Below are 597 nucleotides of genomic sequence, written 5' to 3'. Positions count from 1 at the left end.
GTCGCGAATCCGATAACAGGTTGGAATGCTCATCACATTGTTGCTGCAGGTGCTAATAATGAATTGGTAATTGAATCTAGAAGAATTCTGTATGACTTTGGTGTAGATATTAATTCCGCTGCGAATGGAATCTGGTTACCAAAAGTTAAAGGATATTCGCACTACAATCTACCTGATTATGACGGAACTATGTTAACTGTTGCAACACATAATGGAGGACATACGAAGAATTACTATGAATATGTCTATATAAAGCTTAGAGATATGCGAAATGATTACAGCCATTTATCTTTACCATAGAAGCAATTAATAGCAGCTGATGTACTCCAGGTTATTCGAGAGGATTTAATGAATGGTAGACTATTTATTGGTCGCTATACTGAAAATTAGAAAGGGTGCATTGAATTGAAAGTCTATATCCTCAAAAAAAAACTTGATGGTTATGACATGCTTGCAACTGTTAATCCAGAGAAGGATAGAAAATTGTTAGGAGATGGGTTTAGAGGACAGCCAATGCTAGATAATTGGTACTCAGTAAAATTATACACACAGGAACAAGGGAAGAGCTCTGATTTCCCTGGGTTTCCAGAGCCAATC

General features: G+C 36.7%; 1 protein-coding gene and 1 pseudogene. Both read left to right on the top strand.

The window, feature by feature from the left end:
- The coding region (locus tag JKM87_RS17520) for an AHH domain-containing protein (RefSeq protein ID WP_202081746.1) at nucleotides 1-300 on the top strand (300 nt) is incomplete at its 5' end.
- A 105-nt stretch (nucleotides 301-405) separates the two neighbouring features.
- Nucleotides 406-597: pseudogene (locus JKM87_RS17970) on the top strand (hypothetical protein); the annotation flags it as partial.

This window comes from Caldalkalibacillus salinus (assembly GCF_016745835.1).
GTDB lineage: Bacteria > Bacillota > Bacilli > Caldalkalibacillales > JCM-10596 > Caldalkalibacillus_A > Caldalkalibacillus_A salinus.
Note: the sequence above shows the minus strand (reverse complement) of the source record. Positions and strands in the feature narration are given on the sequence as shown.